Genomic DNA, 23,723 nt, shown 5'->3' with positions numbered 1-23,723 from the left:
AACACAAAGGACTGCTTGTGAATGACTTCACTGAGCCTTGTCGTCCTTGGAGAGGCGCAACAGGCGCAACCACGATTCCAAGGAAGATGACGCTCGCAAGCGAACGGTGAAACTATCGGCCCCCTCCGCCCGAAACGGCACCACGCTCTCAATCTTGGACGAACAACAGACGCCGTCGCAGCGACCGTTGCCGCTCCTTGAGTTCAAGGACGTCAATACCTACTACGGCGAGCTTCACGTCCTGAAGGGCGTCAATTACTGCGTTGGCGAAGGCGAGATCGTCTGTCTGCTCGGCGGCAACGCCAGCGGAAAGTCCACCACCATGAAGGCGATCCTCGGCATCGTGACGCCGAAGAGCGGCGCAGTCACCTATGCGGGGGCGCGCATCAATGCCCTGCCGACCGCCGAGCGGGTGAAACGGGGCATTGCGCCCGTGCCGGAGGCGCGGCGCCTGTTCCCGCGCATGACCGTGCTCGAAAATCTGGAAATGGGCGCCTTCACGCGCCGCGACGCGATCGAGATCGAGGTCGACAAGGAACGCGTCTTCGGCCTGTTCCCGCGCATTAGGGACCGCCTCAAATAACAGGCGGGCACGCTGTCAGGCGGCGAGCAGCAGATGGTCGCCATAGGTCGTGCGCTGATGGCGCGTCCGAAGCTCCTGTGCATGGACGAGCCATCCATGGGTTTGTCGCCCGCATTCGTCGAGCAGGTGTTCGAAATCATTCAGGCGATCAATCGCCAGGGTACCAGCATCTTCATGGTCGAGCAGAACGCCAACATGGCTCTGTCGATCGCCAACTACGGCTACGTTCTGCAGACCGGCCAGGTGGTGCTGCACGGCTCGGCTCAGAGTTTGCGCGATAACGAAATTGTGCAGCAGGCCTATCTTGGCCAGATGAAATCGTGATCAATCTATGTTGACGACCGCCGGTGATCATGCGGATGGGGCGACCTGCATCAGCACAATCTTAGAAGGCAACCGCGTCACAGCAACGCGCGAAAGTTGAGAATTGCATCCACGTAAGGCGCTCTGTCGCGGCAGCGTTCTCGCCGTCGGGGGCGCAGCCCTCGGCCCAACGGATTCTACGGTGCCTTTCTAAATTGGGCCTCGAAGAGCCGGCCATCGGGAGTAATGATATCCGTCGTTATGCTTATTGCGCGCCCGTCCAATCGGTCGGAACTTCGTGGCGGAGTTGATGTTTTCATGATCGGGCCGACAAGACCGTCCTAGAGGCGGCAAGGGCATGAGGTTCGCGCGCTGTGCGGACGGGGGCGGACGGGAGGAAGCTGTGGCGCAAGCCGCTGCCGCTCAAGCGGACACATTCCCTAAGCTATTGATTCGAAACGCCCTTTTGTTTGGCTCCCGACCGAGCATGCGGCACAAAGACCTCGGCGTCTGGCAGACCTGGACCTGGAGCCAGGTAGCCGGGCTTGTTCGTGCTTACGCCATTGGGCTGCACCGGCTCGGCCTCAAGCCCGGCGAGACCATCGCCATCGCCGGTACCAACCGGCCGCGGCTGTATTGGACGATGATGGCGGCGCAGATGCTCGGCGCTATTCCGGTGCCAGTCTATGCCGATGCGGTGGCCAACGAGCTTGCCTTCGTGCTGGTACACGCCGAAGCACGCTTCGCGGCGGTCGAGGATCAAGAGCAGGTCGACAAGATCAGTTCGGTCCAGCAGAGCTTGCCCAAGTTGGAGCGCATCCTCTACGACGAGAAACGGGGGCTGCGCGACTACGACCACAGCCACCTGCACAGCATGGACGAGGTAATCGCCGATGGACGGCAGGCGCTCGCCAAGGACGCTCGCCTCTCCAGCTGGCTTGATGCCGAAATCGAGAACGGCAGGGGGTCTGACCCCTCCATTATCCTTTACACCTCCGGCACCACCGGCACCTCGAAAGGTGTGGTGTTTACGAGCGCGCGCTCGATTGCCGCAGCCACTGACACGGTGGCCTTCGACAAGCTCACCGAGAGAGATGTCGCGCTTGCCTATCTGCCGCTGGCCTGGGTCGGCGACCACTACCTCAACTATGCACAGGGGTTGGTGTCCGGCTTTTGCATGGCCTGTCCGGAGAGCCCCGACACGGCCATGGCCGATCTGCGCGAGATAGGTCCGACCTTCTATTTCGCGCCGCCGCGGACGCTCGAGGCGCTGCTGACCCGCCTGATGATCCGAATGGAGGACGCCGGTTATCTCAAGCGCAAGATGTTCCACTATTTCATCGGCGTCGCGCGCGCCTACGGCGGACGCATCCTCAACAAGCAGCCAGTGCCGCTAGCCGCACGGCTGCTCTACGCGCTCGGCAACATCCTGGTCTACGGCCCGTTAAAGAACGTGCTCGGCTTCTCGCGCGTACGCGTTGCCTATACCGCCGGCGAGGCCATCGGGCCCGATCTGTTCGGCTTCTATCGCTCGATCGGGCTCAACCTGAAGCAGCTTTACGGGCAGACTGAAGCTTTCCTGTATCTCACCGCCCAGCCCGACGGAGAGATCTACTCCGACACCGTCGGGCCCACCATCGCCAACGTCGATATTCGCATCGCCGAGAACGGCGAGGTTCTGTTCAAGTCGCCGGGTATGTTCAGTGGCTACTTCAAGGACGAGGAAAAAACCGCCGAGGCGTTCACAAGCGACGGCTATGTGAGGACCGGCGATGCCGGCTACTTCGACAAGCGGACCGGTCACCTGAAGATCATCGACCGCGCCAAGGACGTCGGCAAGCTCAATGACGGCACGCTGTTCTCGCCGAAATACATCGAGAACAAGCTTAAGTTTTATCCCAACGTCCGAGAGGCGGTCGCCTATGGCGACGGCCGCGACTTCGTCGCCGTCATGATCAATATCGACCTCACGGCGGTCGGAAACTGGGCCGAGCGCAACAATGTGACGTATGCCTCGTATCAGGAGTTGGCCGGTCACCCGCAAGTCTACGACATGATCGAGAAGCACGTCGCCGAGGTGAACAGTTCGCTTGCTACCGACAGCAAAATGGCGGGCGCGCAGATCAAGCGCTTCCTGATCCTTCACAAGGAACTCGATGCCGACGACGGCGAGCTAACCCGGACACAGAAGGTGCGGCGCCGCTTCATCGTCGAACGCTATGAGCCATTGGTGAAGGCCCTCTACGACGGTTCCAAGGAAGCCGATATCGCGACCGAGGTGACCCTCGAGGACGGCCGTAAGGGCACGATCAAAGCCCGGGTGAAGATCCGCGACATGGCGACCGCGCCGACTGCATCCGCCATGGAGAAAGCGGCATGAGAGCCCCCGGCCGAGCTGAAGCTGCCGTCGACACCGTGCTGTTGTCGGTGGAGCAGGTCTCGCTGGCATTCGGCGGTGTCAAGGCGCTGAGCGGCGTCTCGTTCGGCATCCGCAAAGGTGAAATCTGCGCCATCATCGGCCCCAATGGCGCTGGCAAGACATCTATGCTCAACGTCATCAACGGCTTCTATCAGCCGCAACATGGCCGCATCACCTTCAAGGGAGAGACGCGCGCCAAGATGCGCCCGTACGAGGCTGCGCGCGGTGGCATCGCCCGAACCTTCCAAAACGTAGCGCTGTTTCGCGGCATGACCGCACTCGACAACATCATGGCCGGCCGCTCGCTGAAGATGCACCGGAACTTCTTCTGGCAGCTGCTGCGCCACGGGCCTGCATTGAAGGAGGAGATCGAGCACCGCCTGCGAGTCGAGGAGATCATCGACTTTCTCAATATCCAGGAAATCCGTCGTGTACCGGTTGGCCGATTGCCTTACGGCCTGCAGAAGCGCGTCGAACTCGGCCGCGCGCTTGCCATGGAGCCGGACTTGCTACTGCTCGACGAGCCGATGGCCGGCATGAACCTTGAAGAAAAGGAGGACATGTCGCGCTTCGTCCTTGACCTCAACGACGAGTACGGCACCACGATCGCACTGATCGAGCATGACATGAGCATCGTGATGGATTTGTCCGACCGCGTAGTGGTGCTCGATCACGGCATCAAGATTGCTGACGGCACGCCCGACAAGGTGAGGAGCAACCAGGTCGTGATCGATGCCTATCTCGGCGTCGCACACTAAGGGAGACGTCATGGAGCTTCTCTACATGGTCTTCGTCGACCCCTTCGCGCAGATGGCACGGTCGCCCGATCTCTTGGCGCAGACGTTGTGGGAGGGGCTGGTCAGCGGCACGCTCTATGCGCTCATCGCCCTCGGCTTTGTGCTGATCTTCAAAGCCTCGGGCGTATTCAACTTTGCGCAGGGCATCATGGTGGTGTTCGCCGCGCTGACGCTGGTTGGCCTACACGACGCTGGCGTTCCGGCCTTTCTCGCGCTCGCGCTCGCGGTTGCGGTGATGTTCTCTCTTGCCCTCGCTGTGGAGCGGCTGGTGTTGCGGCCGCTGGTGAATCAACCCGACATCATTCTGTTCATGGCCACCTTCGGCATCACCTATTTCCTCATAGGCTTCGGCGAATTGGTGTTCGGCGGCGACCCAAAGGTGATGATTACGGACGAGCTGTACCTGCCGCGAGGACCCGTCACCTACCACACGTTGGGTGGAATCGTGCAGCTGCAGAAGCTAGACATCGCTTCCGCCGCAGTCGCCTCGTTGATGGTGGCAGGGCTCGGCCTGTTCTTCTCAACGACGCGCATCGGACGCGCGCTGCGGGCGGTTGCGGACAGTCACGCGGCAGCACTTTCGGTTGGCATCTCGCTTGAGCAGATCTGGGTGATCGTCTGGTTCGCTGCCGGCCTGGTGGCACTAGTCACCGGCATCTTCTGGGGCGCACGCTCGGACGTCTCGTTTGCGCTCGACGTGATCGCACTGAAGGCACTGCCGGTGCTGATCCTTGGCGGCCTCACCTCGATCCCCGGCGCTATCGTCGGCGGTCTCATCATAGGGGTCGGCGAGAAGCTCGCCGAGTTCTACTGGGGACCTTTAGTTGGCGGCGGCACCGACGCCTGGTTCGCCTATGTGATTGCGCTGATCTTCCTGCTGTTCCGTCCACAAGGGCTGTTCGGTGAGCGGATCATCGAGCGGATATGAGCTGTAGCTGGTAGTCCCATGCTTTATCGCGAAACTGGACAATTCAAGACCGACTACGCCAGCGATCAGGCGATCTTTCCGATCCTGCAGGACCGCATCGGCATCGCGATCATCCTGGCAATCGCCATCGCCATTCCATTCACCGGGAACGACTTCCTCCTCAACGCCGTGCTGATCCCGTTTCTTATCTTCGCGCTCGCGTCGATCGGGCTCAACCTGCTCACCGGCTATACCGGGTTGCTGTCGCTCGGCACAGGCGCCTTCATGGGGGTTGGCGCCTATGCGTGTTACCGGCTGACGTCGTCGTTCCCGGACGTAAACATCCTTGTCTGGATCATTGCTTCGGGACTCATCACCGCTGCGGTAGGCGCGGTGTTCGGCATACCCTCGCTGCGCATAAAGGGTTTCTATCTCGCTGTCGCGACGTTGGCGGCGCAGTTCTTTCTGGAATGGTGCTTCATCCGCATCCCTTGGCTCTACAACTACAACACCTCGGGCGCCATCGAGGTGCCGCAACGCGAATTGTTCGGCGTCATCATCACCGGGCCGCGCGCCACGTCGGCGACCCGCTACTACGTCGTGCTCGCCTTTGTGATAATCATGACCTGGTTCGCCTCCAACCTGGTGCATGGGCGCATCGGCCGCATGTGGATGGCGGTGCGCGACATGGACATCGCCGCAGAGTTGATGGGCATCCGCCTGCTGCCAACCAAGCTTCTTGCCTTCGCGGTGTCCTCCTTCTATTGCGGCGTGGCCGGCGCGTTGATGGTATTCCTCTGGTACGGCGGAGCGGAAGCTTCTGCTTTCAGCATCAACCAGAGTTTCACGGTCCTGTTCATGATCATCATTGGCGGTCTGGGCAGCCTGCTGGGCTCCTTCCTGGGCGCCGCGCTGATCTACATTCTTCCGATCGTCGTGCGCCTGCTGCCGGAATCACTCGGCCTGCCGCTGCACGCGGACACCGTGGAACACATCACCTCCATGACACTCGGCGTGTTGATCATCGTCTTCCTGGTCAGCGAACCGGCCGGGCTGGCGCGTCTGTGGCAGATAGGAAAGCAGAAACTGAGGGTGTGGCCATTTCCGTATTGATGGAGCAAGAGAGGAGCAATTTTCGACCCGTAGCCGGTTTTTGAGGCCGCGGCTCCCAAATTGTCGCCTCGCAAAGCGGGGGCGAAGCTAGATGCGCCGTCTATCGGCGCGGTTTGATGGGAGAATGTCATGAATACAAGACAACTGCTTATCGCCATTGCCTGTGCTGGTTTGCTGGGAACCTCTGCGCTGACCAGCCCGGCTCTGGCGCAAGACTCGATCTACGTGCCACTGTTTACCTACCGCACCGGTCCCTATGCCAATTCCGGCATCCCGATCGCCAACGGCATGCACGACTATCTCACCATGCTCAACGAGCGCGACGGCGGAATCGGCGGCGTCAAGCTCAAGGTCGACGAATGCGAAACCGGCTACGACGTCAAACGGGGCGTCGAATGCTGGGAGTCGGTGAAGGACAAGAACCCGACAGTCGTCAACCCGTTCTCGACCGGCATTACACTGCAGGTGATTCCGAAGGCCGCGGTCGACAAGATTCCGATTTTGTCGATGTCCTATGGCTTGTCGGAATCCGCGATCGGCCAGGACTTCCCCTGGGTGTTCAATCCGCCCGCCACCTACTGGGACGGCATGTCGATGATCATCCGCTACATCGGCGACAAGGACGGCGGCCTGGCAAAGCTCAAGGGCAAGACGATCGGCTTCATCTTTCTCGACGCCGGTTATGGCCGCGAGCCGATCCCGCTGCTCCAGCAATTGGGCAAGGACTACGGTTTCAATGTGAAACTATATCCGGTGGCCGGCAAGGAGATGTCCGATCAGTCCGGACAATGGCTGTCCGTCCGCCGCGACCGTCCGAACTGGATGATCATGTGGGGTTGGGGTGCCATGAACCCGACCGCGGTCAAGCGCGCAGCCGAGAACGGCTATCCTATGGACCACTTCATCGGCATCTGGTGGTCGGGAGCCGATAGTGACGCGAGCGCCGCAGGTCAGCAGGCCAAGGGCTATCTAGCGCTCAATATCAGCGGTCTGGGCTCAAACTACCCTGCCATCCAGGACATCAAGAAATATGTCGTGGACAAGGGCAAGAGCCAGGTCGAGAGCGATCGGTTCGGCAACACCTTTTACGATCGTGGCGTCTATAACAGCGTGCTGATCGCCGAGGCCATCCGAAACGCGCAGAAGATCACCGACAAGAAAGTCGTGACCGGCCCGGATGTCCGGCGCGGCCTCGAGACGCTGAATATCACCGAGGCGCGCTGGAAGGAACTCGGCCTTCCGAACTTCGGAACGGTCGTCCATACGAGCTGCGAGGACCATAACGGCCACAGTCCTGCTTACATGCAGCAGTGGGATGGCGCCAAGTGGGTGAAAGTCTCCGACTGGATCGAGCCGATGAAGGACAAGGTGCTGCCACTCCTGGAAAAGGGTGCAGCCGAGTACGTTGAGAAGAATACCGGTTGGCCGAAGCGCACCGAGGCTTGCGATAAGCCGTCGTAACTTGAGAAAGCCCTCGTCCGTGAGGAGCGTTGTTGGACGCGTCCCTTACGGACGAGGGATAAATTGGCCAATTGCCCCCATCCTTCGAGACGGCGCCTCCTCCGGATGGGGGTGGCTCCAACAACGGAAAGACTGGCATGGCTACCGTCGAACTCGCCGCTTCCAAGCCAACGACCGCGCCCGCTAATCTCCTGCTGTCGGTCAACAATATCGAGGTCATCTACGACCGCATCATCCTGGTGCTCAAGGGCGTATCGCTCGACGTGCCCAAAGGCGGCATCGTGGCATTGCTCGGCGCCAACGGCGCCGGCAAGACCACCACCCTAAAAGCGATCTCCAATCTGCTTCACGCCGAACGCGGCAACGTCACCAAGGGAGCCATCCTGTTCGACGGCACCGAGGTGCAACATCTCTCGCCCAACGAGCTGGTGCGGCGCGGCTGCATCCAGGTGATGGAAGGCCGTCATTGTTTCGGTCACCTCACCATCGAGGAGAATTTGCTCACCGGTGCCTTCACCCGGCGCGACGGCAAGACCGCCATAAGGCGCGATCTGGATCTGGTGTATAGCTATTTCCCCCTTCTCGCCCGGCGGAAGAATGCGCTGTCCGGCTACACCTCCGGCGGAGAGCAGCAGATGTGCGCGTTGGGGCGCGCGTTGATGTCGCGCCCGAAGATGATATTGCTTGACGAGCCCTCTATGGGGCTGGCACCACAGATCGTCGAGGAGATCTTCCGCATCGTCAAAGACCTGAACGAGAAGGAAGTCGTATCGTTTTTGCTCGCCGAGCAGAACACCCATATGGCGCTACAATTCGCGCGTTACGGTTACATCCTGGAGAACGGCCGCGTGGTGATGGATGGCGAGGCCAAGGCGCTCGCCGCCAACGAGGATGTGAAGGAATTCTACCTCGGCATTTCCGAAGATCGCCGCAAGAGTTTCCGTGACAGCAAGCACTACCGCCGCCGCAAACGGTGGCTGGCGTAGCGATCTCGTCAGTGCTGGCGCGTGGCGCGCCTCGATCCTGGGGATCCGGCATCCAGGCGTAACCTCTACGGGCACGCTATCGACCGCTCGGTCAATATGTAGTCGTCCGTTAAGAAGCCGAATTGAGTGGGGCTGGACAGGCGAGCGTGCGCCATAGCGGGAGCAGGAGCAGGCACAAGAGTTGTCTGAGCCAGGCGAGGATGCGGCGGAAGTTGTGGCCCACGGCTGAGAGGACGATGTTGGCGGCGTCTCCTCGGCGGCCTTTGAGATAGCAGCGGCCGAGGTGACCTTCGGCCTTGAGGTGTCCGATGATGGGCTCGATGGCGGAACGGCGGCGCAGCTCGCGCTTGATGACACCGAAGACGCCGCGCTTCTGGCCGGAGATGAATACGCGGCGGGGATTTTGCGCGTCGTGGCCGCGGTATCCCTTGTCGACATAGGCCCGCTCGATCGCGCAGCCGGTGAGTGTCTCGATGCGGTCAATGACGTCCCGCAAGGTGTGACCGCCGTCCGGGTTATCGGGCAGCGCCCTGGCATGCAGCACGAACAGGCCGCCGGGAGCCCGGCGGTTGTTGGTGACGATGGAGGCCTTCATGCCGAACTCGTAAGGCGCGGCGGCCTTGCCCTTGCCGATGCACTCCACCTCCGGAGCATGGAAGGAATAGGGCTTCCAGCCGCGCTGGCGCTGCTGTTGCGAGCGGAGCTGCCCGGCTCGGCCAAGCGGGAGGGCGAACGTCTCCTCCAGTGCAGGCTGGCCCTCGATCTTGCGGCGGATGTCGCGGATGATCCAGCCCAGCCGGCTGCGCAGGATACGCAACTGCCGCTGATGCCGCCTGAACTGTTTGGCATGGGCGTAGCGGCCCGCTATCATCGCGGCGGCCTTGGCGACGCGACAATAGGATTGCCGCAGCCTGATGCCGTGCCTGGTCGGCAGGCGGTTGAGGCTCTTGATGGCCGCATGCAGCAGCTTGGCATCGGTCGGGAAGCTGATGGCCTTGGGCTGCACCGTGGTGTCGACCGTGACCCGCTTGAGGTCTTGGCTGCGCAACGCGCCGGCCTCGTGCGCCACCCGCAGGCTCTCGGCCAACAACAGCTCCAGCTTGTCTTGCTCGGTCAAGATAGCCGGCTCATTGGTGCCGATGCAATTGTGACCGTACGACGTGTCGCATCTGAAAGCCATAAGGTCGGCATCGCGAAGCGGTGTTCGCTGCCGCATCAAATCGCAACCAAGACGAGCGGGTGAGGAAGTTCCGATTGTGCGCTCAGAAGTAGCGCCACCATACATAAACCTGACAGATCACCATCGAAACGAGCATCATTGGAAAGGCATAGAGCGTGTAGGTAACGAAGCTAAACGGAACCCCGTTGCGCTCACCGATACCAGCGACCGTCAAATTGGCCGACGCTCCGATCAGGGTGCCGTTGCCTCCCAGGCACGTGCCAAGCGACAGGCACCACCACAGCGGCTGGATGTGCTCCGTGCCGCCGAAAGCCGGCGCCATGTTCTTGATCAGCGGAATCATGGTCGCAACGAATGGAATGTTGTCGACGATGGCAGACAGCACGGCTGATGACCACAGAATGGCGTAGCCGGCATGCGCCATGTTTCCGCCCGTCGCGGCCAGCAGATCGTTGGCAAGAGTACTGAGAAGGCCCCCGACGTCGACGCCGTGCACCACCACAAAGAGACCGATAAAGAAGAAAATCGTGATCCACTCAACATCTCCGAATGTCTGATGAATGTTGCGGGAAGCCCTCTCGGTGTGATGAGCCCAGTTGTCGAGCAACATCAACAGGGCGGCGCCCAGCATGGCTATTGTGGCGGGCTGAAGATGCAGCGGGCGAGCCAGGACGAAAGCAATCATGACCAGAGTCAGAATTAGCAGCGACTGCTTAAGCAGCGTCCCGTCGAGGATTGCATCGGTCGCATTCATGGCCATCACTCGGACCTCGGCATCGTGCGACGCCTTGAGATCCTTGCCCCAGAGGAGATGAATGATCACCGCTTGCACTAATGCGACAAGGCCGATCACCGGCGTCAGGTGAATGACGAAGTCGTTGAAGGAGAGCCCGACTTGCGAGCCGATCAGGATATTAGGCGGATCGCCGATCAGGGTTGCGGTGCCGCCGATATTGGAGGCGAAGATTTCCGCGAGCAAGTACGGATAAGGCGGTACCTTTAACGTGCTGCAGATAGCGAGTGTGACGGGCACGATGAGTAGCACGGTGGTGACGTTGTCGAGGAACGCGGAGAGCACCGCCGTAGTGATCTGCAGGACGAGCAGAATGCCGGCGGGATGGGCTTTGGCTGCCTTCGCCGACCATATCGCCAGGTACTGGAACATGCCGGAGCGCCGCGAGATCGACACCAGGATCATCATGCCGGTGAGCAGCCCGATCGTATTCCAATCGATGCCCTTGATCGCCTCGTCCTGGTCGAGCACGCCAGTTAGGATCATCACGCCGGCGCCGACTATTGCGACAATAGAGCGGTTAATCTTCTCCGACATGATGATGGCGTAGGTGATGCCCAAGACGAAGGTGGATACCCACGTCGGACTAAGGCCGAAATAGACGTGAGATGCCGCCTGTGCGGTCATTGCCGAAATCCCCACAGATCAAGCGCGCTTGGTGGGCCCCATCAACACTGGGCGCCCTCCTTTCGGGGGAAAGCTCAGGGTTGCCAGGCGCCGAGTCAAGGCCGTTGATAGACGCCAAATCGGCAGGAGCACGAACAATTGGCCCGAATGCTGAAGGGTTACCGCGCCGCGTCGGATTGTACGGTTAGGGACCATCTGTCGGCATTGAAGCGATTGCGGCCAAGGACCGCATCTGCATCGATCGCACCGCATCATCGGCGGCGGTGTGACCGCTGGCATTGCGCCGCACAAGGCGGCGGTGTGTGGCTCGGCATCGCTCGGGCGAAAGGCGTAAAGACAGACTATTGAAAAGGGATTATTAAAAACCTGCAATTCTCGGATCGGTTGAGGCCGACGCCGTCTGCCAGACGGAATCATGGCCGGCGTACGGCTGTCAGATACGACAAGGCGTACAACAAGGCAGCTGACAATGTCGCCACGAGCCAGGGAGGGAATTCCATGGTGACGAAACCGCAATCGAAACCAACGAGCCGGCGCAAGTTCCTTGCCGGCGCGGCACTGACCGGCGCGGCGACGATCGCCCTGCCGCAAATCTCGCGGGCACAGACTGTCACCCTGAAGATGCAGGGTTCATGGGGCGCCGGCGACATCTTCAACGATATGGCGAAACAATACGTCGATATCGTCAACGAACTGGGCGCACCGCGCCTGAAGCTCGATTATCTCAATGCCGGCGCCGTTGTGAAGGCGTTCGAAGTGCAGGACGCGGTAAACAAGGGCGTGCTCGATGGCGGTCATCTGGTGGCCGCCTATTGGTACGGCAAGAACCGCGCCGCCTCACTGTTCGGCACCGGCCCTTGCTACGGCTGGGATGCGCACCAGTTCTTGTCGTGGTTCTATTATGGCGACGGCCATAAGCTCTACGCGGAGCTGACGCAGAAGGTGCTCAACCTCGATATCGTCGGCTGGTACCTAATGCCGCTGCCGACCCAGCCGCTCGGCTGGTTCAAGTTCGAGCCGAAGACCCCGGCCGATCTGAAGAACCTGAAATACCGCACCGTCGGCCTTGCCTCCAACGTCATGCAGGCGATGGGGCTGAAGGTGACGCAGCTTCCCGGCGGCGAAATCATCCCCGCAATGGAGAAGGGCGTCATCGAGGCTTTCGAGTACAACAACCCGACCTCGGACATGCGCTTCGGCGCCGCCGATGTTGCCAAGTACTACATGATGAGCTCCTATCACCAGAACAATGAGTGTCTGGAAATCGAGTTCAACAAGACCAAGTTCGAATCGCTGCCCAAGGAGCAGCAAGCCATTCTCACCCATGCCGTCGCTGCGGCGTCCTCGAAGAATCTCTGGATGGCTTTTCCGCAGTATGGGAAGGACCTGCAGACCCTGATTCAGAAGGATGGCGTGCACGTCTACCGCACATCGGAGTCGATCCTTCAGGCTCAGCTCGCTGCCTGGGACAAGGTGGTCGCGCAGTACAGCAGCGAAAACGAATGGTTCAAGAAGATATCCGATAACCAGAAGGCCTGGGCGAAGGACGTGGCATATTACAACATCCTCAACGCGTCTGACTCCAAGCTCGCCTACAATCACTATTACGGCCAGGAGCAGCCGCTCGGCTTCTGAGCCGGCCGCCGCGAACGGGCCCGGTGCGACAGGGGACGGCATCGGATCCGCCGTCCCCGCCTGTTGTTTGGATGAGAGGGACACAGGTCACACATCATGCTTGCCTATATCAGCTTCGCCGATCGCCTCAGCGTTGCCATCGGAAAAGCCTTCGGCTGGTACATCCTCATCATGACCTTCGGCACCAGTTACGAGGTCTTCGTCCGCTATGTGCTCGATGATCCGACGGTCTGGGCCTACGACCTTTCCTACAACATGTACGGCGCGCTGTTTATCATGGCGGGTGCCTACACGCTCTCGCGCAACGCCCACGTCCGCGGCGACGTGGTCTATCGGCTGTGGCCGCCGCGCGTCCAGGCCGCGACCGATCTGCTGCTGTACATCGTTTTCTTCTTCCCCGGCGTGCTGGCCTTGACCTTTGCCGGCTACCGCTATGCCGCGGAGTCCTGGCTCTACCAGGAGGTCAGCATCTACAGTCCGGCTGACATCCCGATTTTCCCGCTCAAGACATTGATCCCGGCGGCTGGCGCGGCGCTGCTGATTCAGGGCTTGGCCGAGGTCTTCCGCTGCATCATCTGCCTGCGCACCGGAATATGGCCGCAGCGCGCCCAAGACGTGGAGGAAATGGAGACCGCCATCCTGCACGAGCGCGAATACGCTGCCAAGCATCGCGCCGACATCGCAATGCCCGGCGCCGCTGGGGAGAACCGGTCATGACGGGCGGCGAAATCGGCGTGGTGATGATATGTCTGTTCATCATCACCATCCTGCTCGGTTTTCCGATCGTCTTCACGCTCATGGGAATGGGCATCTTCTTCGGCTACTACGCCTACGCGACGCCGGATCAAATTCATCACATCTTCCAGAATCGCGTCTTCGACCTGCTGGTCCAGAACACCTTCAGCATCCTCAGCAACGACACGCTGACCGCGGTGCCATTGTTCCTGTTCATGGGCTACGTGGTCGAACGCGCCAACATCCTCGACCGGCTGTTCTTCAGCATCCAGGTCGCGGCGCGCCGCATCCCTGCCTCACTCGCGGTGGCAACGCTGATTACCTGCGCGCTCTTCGCCACGGCGGTCGGCATCGTCGGCGCCGTGGTGACGCTGATGGGCTTGCTGGCGTTCCCGGCCATGCTTAAGGCCGGTTATGATACCAAGCTCGCGGCGGGCGTGGTCTGCGCCGGCGGATGCCTCGGTATCTTAATCCCGCCCAGCATTCTGCTCATCCTCTACGCTGCGACCGCCGGCGAGTCCGTGGTCAGACTGTATGCGGCCGCGTTCATCCCCGGATTCGTGCTTGCCGGCTTCTACATCGTCTATGTCGTGGGCCGGACGCTCATCAACCCCAAGCTTGCGCCGCCGCTGCCGGAGGATCAAGGCAGGGTGCCGATGCGGCAGATCTTGTTCGCGCTATTGACCTCGTTTTTTCCACTGGCGGTGCTGATCTTGTCGGTGCTCGGCGCCATCCTGCTTGGACTGGCGACGCCGACCGAGGCGGCCGCCGTCGGTTCCTTCGGCAGCCTGGTGCTGGCGGTGGCTTATCGCGAGTTCGACTTTCCGCGCCTGAAGGAGGCCGTCTATCTGACGGCGCGGACCTCCGCCATGGTCACTTTCCTGTTCGTCGGCTCGTGGACCTTCGCCTCGGTGTTCGCCTATCTCGGCGGGCAGAGCGTCGTTGAGGACCTGATCAAGAGCCTCAACTTGGGCCGGGTCGAGTTCCTGCTGCTCACCCAGTTCATCATCTTCCTGCTCGGCTGGCCGCTGGAATGGACCGAGATCATCATCATCTTCGTGCCGATCTTCCTGCCGCTGCTGCCGTATTACCATGTCGATCCGATTATCTTCGGCATCCTCGTGGCGCTTAACATCCAGACCTCGTTCAATACGCCGCCGATGGCCATGGCCGCCTATTACCTCAAGGGCATCGCGCCTCCGCAGGTGCGCCTGACGCAGATTTTCGCCGGCGCCTTGCCATTTGTCTTCATGGTCTTCATCACCATGGCGCTGCTCTATACTTTCCCGAGCATGGCGCTGTGGCTACCCGACCATCTTTATGCCAAGTGACCATGGCCAGCCTTGCCGTCATCGGCGCCTGACGGGCGCCACGCGAGCGGCAGCATATCGGCATCGCAAGGAGCGCATGCATGGCTAACGCTTCGACGCTGGCGGAGACGATCGCCGCGCTTCGTGACGGCGCCGTCACTGCGCAGGACGTGGTGAACTCCTGCCTCGCTCGCATCGAGGCGCTCGACAGCGCTATCGAAGCCTGGGCTTTCCTCGATCCCGAACACGCACGCAACCAGGCGCGCGCGCTCGACGAAGCGCGCGCCAATGGCCGGCCGCGCGGTCCGCTGCACGGCATTCCCGTCGGCGTGAAGGATATTTTCGACACCGAAGACATGCCGACCGAGGATGGCACCGTGCTGCATGCTGGCCGCCGGCCGCACCAAGACTGTACCGCCGTCGCCCGGCTGCGCCAGGCCGGCGCCGTGATCATGGGCAAGACGGTGACCACCGAGCTTGCGGTGTTTCACCCGGGCAAGACCCGCAATCCGCATGATCCCGGGCGCACGCCGGGCGGCTCGTCGAGTGGATCGGCGGCCGCGGTGGCTGCCGGCATGGTGCCGCTGGCGATCGGGTCGCAGACCAATGGTTCCACCATCCGCCCGGCGTCCTTTTGCGGCGTGGTGGGCTACAAGCCGACCCACGGCCTGATCTCGCGCCGCGGAGTGCTGCCGCTGTCGCGCACCCTCGATCATGTCGGGGTTTTCGCCGGGAGCGTTGCCGATGCCGCGCTCATAGCGGAGGTCATGACGGGGTATGATCCGGGCGATGCGGACATGCGCCCGCAGGCGCTCCCGGATCTCGTCCGCTTGACGGCCGATGAACCGCCCTTGCCGCCGAAATTGGCGTTCGCAAAGACCCCGTTCTGGGACCAGGCCAAGGACGACACCCAAGCCGCATTCGCCGAACTGGCGGACATGCTCGGCGACAGTGTCGCCGAGGTGGAGCTGCCTTCGGTGTTTGAACATGTCCCCGATTTGCACCGCAGCATCCACGACGCGGAGCTCGCGGTGAGCTTGGCGCCGGAATACGAGAAAGGTCGGGACAGGCTGAGCGCACGGCTCTGCGGGACCATTGAGCACGGACAGGAGGTGCCCGCGGCCGACTATATTCGGGCGGTCGCCAGAATTCCTTTACTCAACCTGGCGCTCGACGACGTCTTCGCCCGTTATGATGCCATTCTGACGCCGGCTGCACCCGGTGAGGCGCCGCGTGGTCTCGACAGCACCGGCAACCCGATTTTCTGCACCGCCTGGACGCTCTTGGGCACGCCTGCGATTTCGCTGCCGCTTATGCGGGGGGAGAACGGCATGCCGATAGGGGTGCAGCTCGTCGGGCTACGCGGCAATGACGGCCGGCTTTTGCGCACCGCGCGCTGGTTGTCTGAGTTCATTGCGGCGCAGAGCTGACCTCCGGGCCGCCTCATCAGTGCGGCTGCGGCGGCCGAGCGGCGTCCGCGCTACTGCGACTTGTCGTTCTCGGCGCGAATTTGCGCGATCGTGCGGTCATTCCGCAAGTCGTCATAAAATGAATAGACCATCAGGCCGAGGCACGCAGCGACGATGATAATGAGCGGAAGCTTATCCACCTTGTAGGCGAAAAACCCGACATAGATGATGGCGCACAGGGCTCCGAACAAGGTGGCAAGGATCTTGAACACGGCACTTCCCTCCCTGGCGGCGGTAGATCCGTAAAGTGGCGCCGCCGCAGCGGTAGACTAAGCACGTCAAGTTGCCCACCCGCAAGGCCTGCTGCCACCGAACGCGAGTAGCGGAAAGTGGGTGCGTTAATCGGCGTGGGGTCTCGACGCCGATCGGCACGATAAGTCTATGATCCACTTGACTTTGGAGGGGTCATGCTTCGGCGCCGATTTACAGTCAGGTCGAACGACCGCGAGATTTCCTCCAAGGCCGTAGAAACGAGGCATCGTGCCTTCCCACATATCGATGAGCGCAGTGCAGGATGGACACGTTCTCTGCTTGAGCGGCAACTCCGCCGTGGTACCACCCGTCGGACCGGGTCGAGTATCGCCAGCGTGCCGCGGGAACATGTAATGGTAGAGCATTAACGTATCGCCACCCGTAAAGAGCTCAGACATCCTGACGGTCGCAGGCGCCCCTCATCGCCAACGTAATCGAAGACATAGTCCTCTGGGATCTCGCCACCTGGCGGCAAGGCCCTGAGCCCGGCTGCAACAGTTTCCGTCCGGCGGCGCAAAGCGATTTCCTGCTCAAGCAGCCCGTTGCGCGCCGCACGATACTCCGATGACTCGTTCGGGAAGGTGATGCTCATGGATTCCACCTCATAGAGCAGAGAGCTCCGCAACAACTAGAGGCGTATGTTTGCGAATCGCGGTGGCCGGCGAAGGATTGAAAGAGCGAACCGTTGATGCGGTCCGCGCCACGCTCGAGGAGCTCGGCGCCGAGTTCACCAACGGCGACGCGCCCGGCGTCAAGCTGAAGAAATCGAATCCGTGAAAGAGAGCAACTTCGCGCTCGCCATCCGTGTCACCGCGCGCACCAAGGCCGCGTTGGAACGCGCCGCCGCGGCCAAACGTCGAGTCTCCATTCGGCCCTTACCCTTTCGCTTACGAAATCAAGTGACCACAGATATCGAGGAATGCGACCGTCCAACCGGTCAGAAGCCCTAGAAGCATCAGCCAGACCAACAGCAGGAAGTGCCAGTACGGCGCACAATTCCACGCTCAAGCGCAATTTTGGCAAGTCGCCGCCGTGCCACAGTTTGGCGATGGTCCGGCCGAGCGCCACGAGGCCGCCGAGCAAATGCAACCCATGAATCGCCGTCACCAAGTAGAAAAATGAATTGGCCGGATTGCCGGCCACCACATAACCGGCCACGATCAATTGCCGCCACGCCAGCAATTGGCCGATCAGGAAAACGACTGCGGAAATGCCGGCGCTGAGCACTCCTGTAACCATGCCGTCGTGGTCGCCGCGACGTGCCGCGGCAAGTGCCCATTGCAGGGTGACGCTGCTCAGGACCAGAACGCCGGTATTGAACCAGAGCAGCGGGAGGACCGGCAGCGGCCGCCAGTCCAGCAGACCCATGCGCACCACGTAAGCGCTGATGAGGAGCGCGAACAGTGAGCCGGCAACCGCGAGAAAGACGCCGAGGCCGATCTTCGCCGGCGGCGCCGATAATCCGCCGCCGCCCGGGAACTCGCCGATCACCCCCTCCTCGAGCCAGGGTTTTGCCATCAGCCGCTGGTGTGACAGCCACCATCCGGCATATGCTGCAAGTCCGACCACGAACAGGAGGATCACACCCACGGCTTGGCTCCTTGCCCGCCTCCCTGCGCGGCTAGCCGATCACAAGCTCAGCGCTTGGACAAGGAAAAGACGTTCCGCAGCGCAGCGCGAGTTCTATCGTTCCTTATTTTAGCATCACCCGGCGCTGCCGCATATCCCGCTATGCCCAACCTCTTGGGCGATTGCCGCGGAACCGGCGGCGCGTTTTGATGTCGCAACTTACCCGCCGACTTTCCAAGGACCGAGCCGACTGCTGGCTGATCTATTTCGGCGACGTCCATGTCGGCACGATCGCCTGGCTGTGGGCCCCCTAACGCTGCATCGTCATGAACATGGCGCTGCGGCTTCTATCCAGGCAGCCGCCTCGGCGAACAAACGGGTGGCTCGGCATCCAGCTTCGAGGAAGCGCGGGCGGCCTTCCTGGCGGCCTCCCGTGCGCCCCTAGCCCGGGGATCTCCGCGCTCGTGATGGCGCCCTAGATGACCTTGCCACCTGGCGCGGTCGCCCATTTTGCCGCAGGCCAGAAAGGCCTTTCGAACTGTGATCTCAATTACAAAACAAGGGTCAGCTTGATCGTACTCTCGGGCAATCTCAAAAAGGAGCGACGGCAATGATCGGCCCAACGTGGACTCGTACAGCGCGCGCGCTCGTCATCGCAAATTCGTTGGCCGGCGCGACTGTTCTGTTGATAGCGATGGCTGCCCCCCAGCCCGTGTCAGTTGCGGCGCTCGGTAGTGAATGGCAATGCAGCAGGACGGCGTTTGTTTTGACGACGTGCCGTCAAGCCGAACACATCCTCACATCAGCTGTAGCGCAATAGACGGCTGCAGACGCAATCGGGCGGCAGCTCTGCCCGCGTGAACTCCCGTAGAACTACCGCTGTGCGTCGGCGCACGAACCTGCGGCCGGCCGGATCAAGGCGAAGTGAAACCACCGTTGAACGTGCCAACAACTCAAGTGTGGATCGGGAGTTTGGGTACCGGTTATCCCGTTCAAGTTCACCGACCGGCGCCAACTGCGGCGCCGATCGGTTGTTTGTGGCATCGGCGGTGTCCCTGCCCACGGCGAGCCTCGCCGAGCCCGATATGGCAAAGGTTTTGATGACCAGATTGCGGAATACCCAGCCGGCGCGCGTCTTCGACGCGAACGCGCTGGCAAAGCGCGATGCGGGCTGCCTGGGTCGAGAAGAACCCACGTGCAGCAAAAGCTTGGTTAATGGCAGTGATGGAAGCGCAGCAATGGTGTGACAAGGACTCGAAAAAGGACGAACTGGCCGCGCTAAGCAGCAAGCGCCAGTGGATGAACGTTCCTGTGTCCGATATCGATGAGCGCATCAAGGGCAATTTCAACTTTGGAAATGGCCGCGTTGAGACGAACAGCCCTCTGCTCATGAAGTTCTGGCGTGATCATGCTTCGTACCCGTTCCAAAGCCATGATCTCTGGTTCCTCACCGAGAATATCCGTTGAGGAAAGACGCCTCAGACAACAGATACCAAGGCGTTGATAGAGAGGGTCAACCGCGAAGATCTGTGGCGCGATGCCGCGAAAGAATTGAACGTTCCTGCTTTGGACATTCCCGCCTCGAAATCACGCGGCAAGGAAGTCTTTTTTTGACGCTACGCCCGGGGGTCGGGGATTCGATTCCATCCACCGCTACTTTGCCCACATGTTTGCCGCCAAGCTACATTTTCCGCTGCTCCGTACGCTCCGTGATAGCGCCGCCGGCTTGCTCAGGGTCCGAAGTACGCCATCTCTCCAGTGACCTTCATGTATTTCAGGCACCTAGGTCGCGCCCGGAAGGCGGCGATTGCGGCTCGCGCTTGGGGTCTTTCCGAATGCTATGCAGCCAATTTTCGGGAAGCGACGTCCGAAGGGAATCGAACTCGCGCAGAAGCGACGCCGCTATCGTTTTGTGCGGCGGCGGGAGATCATGGCTTCCACCAAGGACAAATGCCGCTTAGTTTCTCGCGATTCCCTTTTCTTAACCTGGAGCCGGGCACGCCATCAATCGCCCCGTCGGTCTGCAGGGAAAACGTGAGTGACTGGAGTAACAACCTATTTTGGTGGGTATAGTCTTCCTTGGTCATCGATGGTGGCGAACCATATGCTTTTGAGAAGCCCGCACGTGTCTTTCGTCTCGTTCGCCATCGACATCACGCCGGCTGGCACGGTCGATGTGATAGTCGTGGATACTGACCTGCACCTGTACCCGCGACATCGCGAATACAATGGCGTGCAACGGCTGCTCACGGCCGCGCAAGAATACCTCGCCGCCAATGCCGATCGCGTCACGCACATCCGCTTGGTCTCCAACCGGAGCGGAGAAATCTGACGGTGCGGCGACGCCGTGTGGGCCGGTCAGTGCAGCAGTCTGAATTGCACGACATAGACCGCAGCGCCCGCGAAATAGCCGAGCATCGCCAGCGACGCGATCTTTCGCATGTACCACATGAACTGGATCTTCTCGATGCCCATGGCGGCAACCCCCGCCGCGGATCCGAGGATCAGGATCGACCCGCCGGTTCCCGCGCAATAGGCCATGAACTCCCACAAGAAACTGTCGGTCGGGTATTGCGAAAGGGGGTACATCCCCATCGCAGCCGCCACCAGGGGTACGTTGTCCACGATCGCGCTTAACAGTCCAAGCAGCAGGACGATGACATCCTGGCGTCCGATCGCGCGGTCCAGCCAGCCGGCGAGCGCTTCGAGAATCTTGGCGTGTTCTAGCGTCGCCACGGCGAGTAGAATCCCGACAAAGAACAGAAGCGAACTGAGATCGATCCGGCTCAGCGCGTGCGCCAACGTCAGCTTGTTCCGCGCCTCCTGCGGCTTGCCCTTGTGCAGGATTTCGCCGGCAAGCCAGAGAATGCTTAGGCCGAACAGGATGCCCATGAAGGGCGGCAAGTGCGTGATCTGCTTGAACGCAGGTACCAGCACAAGAACGGCGAGCCCGAGCCCAAGCATCAGGTTCCGCTCGATCGGTGCAACAGCGGAAGCTTCGGCGACGGCGCTTGGAGTGAACGACCTGCCTCTGAGCCCGAAGGTCAGGACGACCAGGGGCACCAGCAGGTTCACAACGGAAGCAAGAAACAGCGCCTTGATGATTCCGAGCGAGGTCACCTGCCCGCCAATCCACAGCATCGTTGTGGTGACATCCCCCATCGGTGACCATGCACCGCCCGCATTGGCCGCGACGACGATCACGGAGGCGAACAGCAGCCGATCGTCGCGCCGGTCGAGCAGCTTCCGCATCAACGAGACCATCACGATAGCGGTAGTTAGATTGTCAAGAATGGCGCTTAGAAAGAACGTCCCCCCTGATATAAGCCACAACAGACCCGTTAACCGCCGTGCGCGGATGCGGGAGGCGATGATCGCAAAACCGTCGTGCGCATCGATCACTTCCACGATCGTCATCGCACCTAGCAAGAAGAATATGATCCGTGCGGTCGCCGTAACAGTTTCGTCTAGTTCATGCCCTATGCGGTCGGGATCGCCAACGGAGAACGCATAAATCGTCCAGAGCAGTCCAGCGCCAAACAAGGCGGATGCGGATTTGCTGATTTTAAGCGGGTGCTCCAGCGCAATCGCGGCATAGGCGATCACGAAAACCAGGACAAGCATGACAACCAAGGGAGGTCCCCGAACGAGAAGGCAGGTGCGCCTTGTGCGCCTCAACGATAGTCTTGACCATGCGACGAGGTGCCCCGCGGTTCCATACAACAGGGTCTGACGTCCGCCTGTGTGATTCCCTTGCGGACATACAGATCGTATGCTTCACCCTAGGCGCTGGGGCCGCCCGGCATTGCGGGTTGGCCGGCTCCCTGCGACACGTTTCACAGGCAGTGCCAAATCGCGCGACCTTGAGGACTGGACTACACAGTCATGACAGGCGATCTGTGGGCATTAGCCGCGGCCATGTTGCTGGCGGTCGTTCAGCTTACGCTATCCAGTGTGCTGACACTGCGCCAGCTCGGCGGCGCTTGGGTCGCAGGGCCTCGTGACGAACCGCGCGAGGTTATAGGTCTTAGCGGCCGCTTTGTTCGGGCGCACCGAAACTTGCTTGAGATATTTCCACAATTCGTCGCCGCCCTGTTCCTGGTGCATGCAGCTGATGCCGTCGGCTCACTGTCGACAATTGGGGCTTGGGTGTTTGTCGTCGCCCGGATCCTCTATGTCGCTGCGTACGCCTTCGCGCCTCCAGGCGTACGGCCGATCTGTTGGCTCGCCGCACAGGTTGGGATTTTCACGATCGTCGCCGACATATTTGTCTGAACACGCGGGATGGGCACGCGTTCGACCCAAGACAAACACCTTAACCCCTTAGTTTGGCGTCCGGCGAGTCCAGCCCTCAAGTGCCGGACCTGGCGGGGCTTAGCGCGTCCTAGCTCTCAAGCACTTCCTGGACGGTCTCAAAAATCTCCTCTGCCTCCCCCTCGATTTTGCCATCAGCCCAAGCCTGAAACGCTTTGGCGTAGAGCAGCTTTTCTGCGTCGGGGAAGTTCGCACAGCTTACCTCTCTCGTACTCTCGTCGAGAACGAGAGCTTTGACGTCAATTCCGATCTCAGTGATGACCGCGACCCGGTTGTCGTGCTCATCGATAAACTTCGTTGCATTGCTCATGGCGCAGCTCTCTCCTGCGGTTATGAGGTTGCGATCTTGTTCGGCATCCAGGTCGGCAGGTTCCTGTCTCATCACGGGGTAGCGCGAGGAAGCGACCATTGTACTTCGCCTCTCCCTTTTGACTGCTCTTTCCTACACATGAGACAGAGCGAACGTACCACTTGCTTCCCGTCAACGGCCAGGCGCTCGTGCACGTGCGGCGCCTTAGCGGAACAGAACACGCAATGAGCCTGCGGATACCGCAATCCGGGTTGGTCTAATTTGCCCATGTGAAGCCCCCCTGCGCAATATTCCCGGCATCGGAGCGCACACACAATGAGCAAGGAACATTCATACGGCAATCGGTACGTCACCGTACTGGCTTTTTTCCGGACCAACTTGACTTCGCCCAGCACGAACTGACGTGTCGCCCGCATGGAAGAGCGAAATATTGGCCGGAGAACACGCGGGCTTTTCGAATTTAGAACAGCGCAGTTTCTCAGCTGCTCCTAAAGACGATTCCATGGCGCATTCTTTTTGATGATGGCTAGGGCGATCAGTCCGAACGTCACAAGGCGTGGCACGAAGTACACGGGCTCGGCTGCATCGGAAATTTGAACCATCCCCAGCACGAAGCGTGAGATCGCGTCGATTGCAAAAGCAGCCGCAAACAGCAGGAAGAACGAGTCCTTTGTTCGCCGCCAAAATTTCAGAAAGAACAGAGCGACCGTAAGGGAGGCCGTGGCCGCGGCACCCGCAAGGACGCTGGAGACGTGCTCCATCACTCCGCCTCCCAGATCAAGCCGTACAGGAGGGTCAGAGTTGCGATTAATGCGATCGAGGTCCGGACAGCGGAAAGGTCGATGTCTGGGAATACCAGCTTATCGGTAGAGTCGAGATGTGGCGCGGTGGCGGTAGGCTGAACATATCTGTTTGCCGCCTCTTTCGTCTGGCGGTGCCTTAGTGGTTCACCCTTGGCTC

The 23,723-nt window shown here is 60.7% G+C and carries 19 protein-coding genes and 4 pseudogenes; 14 read left to right on the top strand and 9 right to left on the bottom strand.

Annotated features, from left to right (window positions below; translation table 11 throughout):
• The first annotated feature begins 106 nt into the window (after positions 1-106).
• The 7 genes and pseudogenes from ABIA96_RS34370 (at position 107) to ABIA96_RS34340 (ending at position 8,569) form a co-directional block, all read left to right on the top strand.
• Positions 107-907, top strand: a pseudogene (locus ABIA96_RS34370) (ABC transporter ATP-binding protein).
• Positions 908-1,244: 337 nt separating this feature from the next.
• The gene (locus ABIA96_RS34365) at positions 1,245-3,266 is read left to right on the top strand and encodes an AMP-binding protein (protein WP_502918875.1); all 2,022 of its coding nucleotides are present in this window, start codon (positions 1,245-1,247) and stop codon (positions 3,264-3,266) included.
• Positions 3,263-4,063: an ABC transporter ATP-binding protein gene (locus ABIA96_RS34360; protein ID WP_354141350.1), complete on the top strand. Its 801-nt coding sequence runs from the start codon at positions 3,263-3,265 to the stop codon at positions 4,061-4,063. The genes ABIA96_RS34365 and ABIA96_RS34360 overlap by 4 nt, the downstream gene beginning before the upstream one ends.
• A gap of 10 nt (positions 4,064-4,073) precedes the next feature.
• The gene (locus ABIA96_RS34355; RefSeq protein ID WP_354141349.1) at positions 4,074-5,030 is read left to right on the top strand and encodes a branched-chain amino acid ABC transporter permease; all 957 of its coding nucleotides are present in this window, start codon (positions 4,074-4,076) and stop codon (positions 5,028-5,030) included.
• Between the two features lie 18 nt (positions 5,031-5,048).
• Positions 5,049-6,122 (top strand): branched-chain amino acid ABC transporter permease, encoded by a 1,074-nt coding sequence (locus ABIA96_RS34350; protein ID WP_354141348.1) that lies wholly within the window; start codon positions 5,049-5,051, stop codon positions 6,120-6,122.
• Between the two features lie 129 nt (positions 6,123-6,251).
• Entirely contained in the window at positions 6,252-7,583 is a 1,332-nt protein-coding gene (locus ABIA96_RS34345) for an ABC transporter substrate-binding protein (RefSeq protein ID WP_354141347.1), read from the top strand.
• A gap of 137 nt (positions 7,584-7,720) precedes the next feature.
• Complete coding sequence (locus ABIA96_RS34340; RefSeq protein ID WP_354141346.1) at positions 7,721-8,569, top strand: ABC transporter ATP-binding protein; 849 nt, start codon at positions 7,721-7,723, stop codon at positions 8,567-8,569.
• Positions 8,570-8,678: 109 nt separating this feature from the next.
• On the opposite strand, the pseudogene ABIA96_RS34335 reads toward ABIA96_RS34340, so the two are convergent.
• Positions 8,679-9,674 (bottom strand): annotated as a pseudogene (locus ABIA96_RS34335) (IS5 family transposase); the annotation flags it as partial.
• Positions 9,675-9,831: 157 nt separating this feature from the next.
• A complete protein-coding gene (locus tag ABIA96_RS34330; protein WP_354141345.1) occupies positions 9,832-11,169 on the bottom strand; it encodes an ArsB/NhaD family transporter in 1,338 nt (445 codons plus the stop codon).
• Between the two features lie 498 nt (positions 11,170-11,667).
• On the opposite strand from ABIA96_RS34330, the gene ABIA96_RS34325 reads away from it, so the two are divergent.
• The 4 genes from ABIA96_RS34325 (at position 11,668) to ABIA96_RS34310 (ending at position 16,279) form a co-directional block, all read left to right on the top strand.
• Positions 11,668-12,804, top strand: a complete 1,137-nt coding sequence (locus ABIA96_RS34325; protein ID WP_354141344.1) for a TRAP transporter substrate-binding protein — start codon at positions 11,668-11,670, stop codon at positions 12,802-12,804.
• 96 nt (positions 12,805-12,900) lie between these two features.
• A complete protein-coding gene (locus ABIA96_RS34320) occupies positions 12,901-13,521 on the top strand; it encodes a TRAP transporter small permease subunit (RefSeq protein WP_354141343.1) in 621 nt (206 codons plus the stop codon).
• Positions 13,518-14,870 carry a TRAP transporter large permease gene (locus ABIA96_RS34315; protein WP_354141342.1) on the top strand — a complete coding sequence of 451 codons (1,353 nt, stop codon included), beginning with the start codon at positions 13,518-13,520 and terminating at the stop codon, positions 14,868-14,870. Before ABIA96_RS34320 ends, ABIA96_RS34315 begins: the two co-directional genes overlap by 4 nt.
• A gap of 80 nt (positions 14,871-14,950) precedes the next feature.
• Positions 14,951-16,279 (top strand): amidase, encoded by a 1,329-nt coding sequence (locus tag ABIA96_RS34310; protein WP_354141341.1) that lies wholly within the window; start codon positions 14,951-14,953, stop codon positions 16,277-16,279.
• 50 nt (positions 16,280-16,329) lie between these two features.
• Here the strand turns inward: ABIA96_RS34310 and ABIA96_RS34305 are convergent, their stop codons facing one another.
• The 3 genes and pseudogenes from ABIA96_RS34305 to ABIA96_RS34295 form a co-directional block, all read right to left on the bottom strand.
• On the bottom strand, positions 16,330-16,530 hold the full coding sequence (locus ABIA96_RS34305) for a hypothetical protein (RefSeq protein WP_354141340.1): 201 nt from the start codon (positions 16,528-16,530) through the stop codon (positions 16,330-16,332).
• A gap of 404 nt (positions 16,531-16,934) precedes the next feature.
• Positions 16,935-17,162, bottom strand: a complete 228-nt coding sequence (locus ABIA96_RS34300) for a DUF899 family protein (RefSeq protein WP_354141339.1) — start codon at positions 17,160-17,162, stop codon at positions 16,935-16,937.
• Between the two features lie 295 nt (positions 17,163-17,457).
• Positions 17,458-18,160 (bottom strand): annotated as a pseudogene (locus ABIA96_RS34295) (cytochrome c oxidase subunit 3).
• Between the two features lie 1,140 nt (positions 18,161-19,300).
• Here ABIA96_RS34295 and ABIA96_RS34290 point away from each other — a divergent pair.
• Positions 19,301-19,750 (top strand): annotated as a pseudogene (locus tag ABIA96_RS34290) (ABC transporter substrate-binding protein); the annotation flags it as partial.
• Between the two features lie 514 nt (positions 19,751-20,264).
• On the top strand, positions 20,265-20,471 hold the full coding sequence (locus ABIA96_RS34285) for a hypothetical protein (RefSeq protein ID WP_354141338.1): 207 nt from the start codon (positions 20,265-20,267) through the stop codon (positions 20,469-20,471).
• A gap of 26 nt (positions 20,472-20,497) precedes the next feature.
• On the opposite strand, the gene nhaD is transcribed toward ABIA96_RS34285, so the two are convergent.
• Positions 20,498-21,772, bottom strand: coding sequence for a sodium:proton antiporter NhaD (gene nhaD / locus ABIA96_RS34280; protein ID WP_354141337.1), 1,275 nt, complete (start codon positions 21,770-21,772; stop codon positions 20,498-20,500).
• 252 nt (positions 21,773-22,024) lie between these two features.
• Between nhaD and ABIA96_RS34275 the strand changes: the two genes are divergently transcribed.
• Positions 22,025-22,414 (top strand): MAPEG family protein, encoded by a 390-nt coding sequence (locus tag ABIA96_RS34275; RefSeq protein WP_354141336.1) that lies wholly within the window; start codon positions 22,025-22,027, stop codon positions 22,412-22,414.
• Positions 22,415-22,523: 109 nt separating this feature from the next.
• Here ABIA96_RS34275 and ABIA96_RS34270 read toward each other — a convergent pair whose 3' ends face one another.
• The 3 genes from ABIA96_RS34270 to ABIA96_RS34260 form a co-directional block, all read right to left on the bottom strand.
• Positions 22,524-22,862, bottom strand: coding sequence for a hypothetical protein (locus ABIA96_RS34270; RefSeq protein ID WP_354141335.1), 339 nt, complete (start codon positions 22,860-22,862; stop codon positions 22,524-22,526).
• A gap of 389 nt (positions 22,863-23,251) precedes the next feature.
• Entirely contained in the window at positions 23,252-23,524 is a 273-nt protein-coding gene (locus tag ABIA96_RS34265) for a DUF5985 family protein (protein ID WP_354141334.1), read from the bottom strand.
• Positions 23,524-23,723 (bottom strand): DUF5985 family protein (locus tag ABIA96_RS34260; RefSeq protein WP_354141333.1); only part of this gene is annotated, 200 nt, incomplete at its 5' end. The genes ABIA96_RS34260 and ABIA96_RS34265, both read right to left, overlap by 1 nt.

The sequence above is a fragment of the Bradyrhizobium sp. LB11.1 genome (assembly GCF_040549385.1).
In the GTDB taxonomy this organism is placed as follows: domain Bacteria; phylum Pseudomonadota; class Alphaproteobacteria; order Rhizobiales; family Xanthobacteraceae; genus Bradyrhizobium.
Note: the sequence above shows the minus strand (reverse complement) of the source record. Positions and strands in the feature narration are given on the sequence as shown.

Coding starts and splice junctions, on each gene's coding strand:
- ABIA96_RS34365 (WP_502918875.1), top strand. CDS start 1,245: ATGAGGTTCGCGCGCTGTGCGGACGGGGGCGGACGGGAGGAAGCTGTG.
- ABIA96_RS34360 (WP_354141350.1), top strand. CDS start 3,263: ATGAGAGCCCCCGGCCGAGCTGAAGCTGCCGTCGACACCGTGCTGTTG.
- ABIA96_RS34355 (WP_354141349.1), top strand. CDS start 4,074: ATGGAGCTTCTCTACATGGTCTTCGTCGACCCCTTCGCGCAGATGGCA.
- ABIA96_RS34350 (WP_354141348.1), top strand. CDS start 5,049: ATGCTTTATCGCGAAACTGGACAATTCAAGACCGACTACGCCAGCGAT.
- ABIA96_RS34345 (WP_354141347.1), top strand. CDS start 6,252: ATGAATACAAGACAACTGCTTATCGCCATTGCCTGTGCTGGTTTGCTG.
- ABIA96_RS34340 (WP_354141346.1), top strand. CDS start 7,721: ATGGCTACCGTCGAACTCGCCGCTTCCAAGCCAACGACCGCGCCCGCT.
- ABIA96_RS34330 (WP_354141345.1), bottom strand. CDS start 11,169: ATGACCGCACAGGCGGCATCTCACGTCTATTTCGGCCTTAGTCCGACG.
- ABIA96_RS34325 (WP_354141344.1), top strand. CDS start 11,668: ATGGTGACGAAACCGCAATCGAAACCAACGAGCCGGCGCAAGTTCCTT.
- ABIA96_RS34320 (WP_354141343.1), top strand. CDS start 12,901: ATGCTTGCCTATATCAGCTTCGCCGATCGCCTCAGCGTTGCCATCGGA.
- ABIA96_RS34315 (WP_354141342.1), top strand. CDS start 13,518: ATGACGGGCGGCGAAATCGGCGTGGTGATGATATGTCTGTTCATCATC.
- ABIA96_RS34310 (WP_354141341.1), top strand. CDS start 14,951: ATGGCTAACGCTTCGACGCTGGCGGAGACGATCGCCGCGCTTCGTGAC.
- ABIA96_RS34300 (WP_354141339.1), bottom strand. CDS start 17,162: ATGAGCATCACCTTCCCGAACGAGTCATCGGAGTATCGTGCGGCGCGC.
- ABIA96_RS34275 (WP_354141336.1), top strand. CDS start 22,025: ATGACAGGCGATCTGTGGGCATTAGCCGCGGCCATGTTGCTGGCGGTC.
- ABIA96_RS34270 (WP_354141335.1), bottom strand. CDS start 22,862: ATGGTCGCTTCCTCGCGCTACCCCGTGATGAGACAGGAACCTGCCGAC.
- ABIA96_RS34265 (WP_354141334.1), bottom strand. CDS start 23,524: ATGGAGCACGTCTCCAGCGTCCTTGCGGGTGCCGCGGCCACGGCCTCC.